Source organism: Paraburkholderia sp. BR14374 (assembly GCF_040948685.1).
Classification (GTDB): Bacteria; Pseudomonadota; Gammaproteobacteria; order Burkholderiales; family Burkholderiaceae; genus Paraburkholderia; species Paraburkholderia youngii.
This window is the reverse complement of sequence record NZ_JBFPKF010000151.1, coordinates 1-306: the sequence shown is the minus strand read 5'-3', so window position 1 is coordinate 306 and position 306 is coordinate 1. Positions and strand designations below refer to the sequence as shown.

The 306-nt window shown below is 67.0% G+C and carries 1 pseudogene; it reads right to left on the bottom strand.

Going from position 1 to position 306, the window contains the following annotated elements:
• Window positions 1-306, bottom strand: a pseudogene (locus AB3X86_RS38440) (phenylacetic acid degradation protein); the annotation flags it as partial.

Here is a 306-nt window from a genome sequence, read left to right as displayed (position 1 = left end):
CGAAGCGCTCGACGTGCACCTTCGCGGGCGGCACGCCGGCGGCCTTCAGCGCCGCCTCGGCCGCGTCCATCATCGGCGCGGGGCCGCAGATGAACGCCTCGTCGATCGCGTCGGCCGGCAGCAGCTGCTCGAGGAACGCCGCGCACTTCTGCTGGTCGAGCACGCCGTTGAACAGCTCCACGTCCTGCAGGTCGTCCGACAGCACGTGATACAGCACGAAGCGGTTCATGAAGCGGTTCTTCAGATCCTCGAGCTCCTCGGCGAACATGATCTGGTCGACGCTGCGGTTGCCGTACACCAGCGTGA